Below are 3,171 nucleotides of genomic sequence, written 5' to 3'. Positions count from 1 at the left end.
AAACTTTTTTCAGAAACTTAAGCAATACAGGGCAATAGCAACTCGCTATGATAAAACTGCTCGTAATTTTTTGGGAGCCATTCATCTCGCCGCTTCTGTCATCTGGCTTAACTGACGACATGCCCTAGAAGGGTGCATATGATGATTATCCGTCAAGATTCGGTTAGTTTGTGGATTAACTCCTGGGAGCTGTTGAGATCCATCTATAAACCTCGATTAAGGAGTTGCCCAAGCTACCCTAACTACCCAAGGGCCTAAGTGGTGATTGATGCCTAGTTTAGTGAGGCCTATTGGTTAAACCTAGTTAAACCGATGTTGATGAGAGGGTGAGCGAGGAAATTTCCCCAATACCGCTGTCCAATGGGAGCAGTTTGTGCTGATTTGAGACAAGAGAGAGAGCACCTAGAGCTTTTAAAAAAGCTCTCCATAACCGATCAGCCTATTCAGAATTGGTAAAAAGCTAACTGACCCAACCACATCGGGTAGAGCTAAGAGCACTTTCGAACAATTTCAAACAATTCTCTTTCTGACAACAGGTAGAGCTATGTCTAACCTACTGTCAGATTAGAGTCCTGTGCGTTTTTTTTTCGTAAAGTGCGGCATAAAAAATGTGGACTCAAGCAGATAAGTAACTGGTGATTCAGAAAGCTTAGGTTCTAGTTAGGTTACCAACCAACCCAAGCTCAAGAGGGTTTACCTAACTCTTGCTGGTGTTATAGAGTAGATTATGCCCAAAGACGGGTAATGCTCATCCTCAGCATTGGTTTCGGTGCTAGCTGTTAAGAAGTATCCAAACAGGTACTGCCAATGCCTGAACTTGTTTCCCACAATGGAGCAAAAGGGGGTTAAAGTGATGCTGTCAAAGGTACCAGAACAAAGTTGGCACCGAGTCCGTTGGCTGCTAGTGATTAGTTGGCTAATATTAATTTTATCGTTGTTTTATGACCCGATCTCACACAATTTAACTGATCCTGATCATCTATTCAGCCTATTTCGGGATCCCATGCTCACCCGAGACCCATGTGTTCAAGTCCAGGGAGTATGCCTAGATGAAAAACCCTATGCCCTGGGAGCGCGATTGTTTTGGGGCATGATCGTGCCTAGCGCCATCATGATTGTCTTGGTATTCGGTCATGAGACTTGGCGACGCATTTGCCCACTTTACTTTCTATCCCAAATTCCCAGAGCCTTGGGATTACAGCCAAAGCGGGATATCAGCAAAAATTATTGGCTGGTTCGGAACCATTTATATGTGCAGTTTGCCATTTTATTTATCGGGTTGAACTGCCGGATTCTATTTTGTAACTCTGAGCGCTTGGTTCTGGGTTTGTTTCTGAGCTTGACTATCGTATCCGCCATGATGATGGTATTCCTTTATGGTGGCAGAAGTTGGTGTCATTATGTCTGTCCATTTGGCATCGTTCAGATGGTATTTATTGGACCACGGGGATTGTTTGGCACTGAAGCTCACAACGCACCGCCAAAAACTATTACCCAGTCCATGTGCCGCACGGTAGACCAAACCACAGGTATTGAAAAAAGTGCTTGTATCAGTTGTAAGTCCCCTTGTATGGATATCGATTCCGAAAAAGCCTACTGGCAACAACTGACTAAGCCTGGTCGGAAATTAGTCCAATACGGTTATTTAGGCCTGGTGATTGGCTATTTCGTCTACTCCTGGTTGTATGCAGGAAACTTCGATTATTACATGTCTGGGGCTTGGGCCTATCAAGAAAATCAGTTAGGTTCCCTTTTCAAGCCAGGGTTTTACATCATGAATCACCCGATTGGGATTCCTAAACTGGTGGCAACTCCTCTTACCTTCGTTGTCTTCGTTGCCCTCAGTTGTGTAATTTGTACCAAGCTAGAGAAGCTATACAAAGCTGCTCTGTGGCGAAAAAACAAATCTATCACTCACGAGCAGGTATTGCACCGAGTCTTTTCCATTTGTACCTTTATTGCCTTTAACTTCTTCTTCATCTATGGGGGTCGTCCCGAAATTAATCGCTTCCCTGTCCTAGTGCAATTCCTGTTTCAGAGTGTAGTGATTCTGGTGAGTAGCTTATGGCTTTATCGAACTTGGGGTCGTAGTTCCCACCAATATACCCAGGAGAGTTTGGCAGACAAGTTGCGCCGTCAACTGAAGAAGCTACCCCTGGACTTCTCGGAATTTCTGGAAGGTCGTTCCGTGGATGAACTCAAACCTGAGGAATTACACATCCTGGCTAAAACCCTACCTGGTGCTAACCAACAATACCGCTTGGGGGTATACAAAGGGGTGTTAAGAGAAGCGATCCAAGCTGGACATGTCAATTCCGCTAGTAGTCTCGAGGTTCTGCAGCAGATCCGGGATGAACTGGGTATCAAGGATCAGCAACATTATCAGGTTTTAGAAGAACTTGGTAAGGAGCAAGAAAACTTACCGATCTTGTATCCCCACTATCGACGAGACCCCTATCAGGTACTGAGCACCATCAAAGAGCACCAGAAGACTAGTACTTCTAACCAACGCACTATCCTCAGGGAATCCCGCCAGCAGAATCGTTCTGATCAGCGCACCAAGCTGCTAAAAGACCGCAAAGATGACAACAATCAACTAGGTGATCATGACTAGTCCAAGGTGTTCCTAGATAGTACATTCAACAGGGTGATACGAGGAGGAACAAGAAGATTATTTTTCATAAAAAGAAAAAAAAGGCTGATAATTATATAGCCACTGGTAAAACACTTATAAAACACTTACTTACTAGTGGCTCAGGCCGAGGGTACTACCGATCAAGACAAGTTGAGATGAATTGTGAACTCAAAATAGAGAATCCCTTCATAAATTTCAGCAATTGACGCAATTGACCCAATATTTCGGTAATTTGGAGTGATACAAAACATGCTTACGACTACAATCATCAACTACCAAACTAACGAGTTACAGGAAAAAACCCTGAAACCGGAAACTGCAATTCAAGGTGAGTATCTGATTGGCCGCCACCCGAGTTGTGACCTAGTCTTGGATAGTCCTGTCGTAAGTCGTGTACACGGCAGAATTGTATGCCTTGGGGGACAGTGTTTCTTTACTGACCTCGGTAGCACAGATGGCTCTCGGATCAATAATGAGGAGGTAGATGTTAACCAAAACTGGCTCCTGAAGGAAGATGACATCATCCGCATCGGTGA

3 protein-coding genes are annotated in these 3,171 nt (G+C 44.3%); all 3 read left to right on the top strand.

Features of this window, described 5'->3' with window-relative positions; translation table 11 throughout:
* The coding region (locus tag F6J94_RS32255; RefSeq protein WP_293042269.1) for a transposase at positions 1 to 115 on the top strand (115 nt) is incomplete at its 5' end.
* A gap of 714 nt (positions 116 to 829) precedes the next feature.
* Complete coding sequence (locus tag F6J94_RS32250; protein ID WP_293047691.1) at positions 830 to 2,614, top strand: 4Fe-4S binding protein; 1,785 nt, start codon at positions 830 to 832, stop codon at positions 2,612 to 2,614.
* 270 nt (positions 2,615 to 2,884) lie between these two features.
* The coding region (locus F6J94_RS32245; protein ID WP_293047688.1) for an FHA domain-containing protein at positions 2,885 to 3,171 on the top strand (287 nt) is incomplete at its 3' end.

It is taken from the genome of Moorena sp. SIO1F2 (genome assembly GCF_010672755.1).
GTDB lineage: Bacteria > Cyanobacteriota > Cyanobacteriia > Cyanobacteriales > Coleofasciculaceae > Moorena.
The sequence above is the reverse complement of the archived record's forward strand: the minus strand, read 5'-3'. Positions and strand labels throughout refer to the sequence as shown.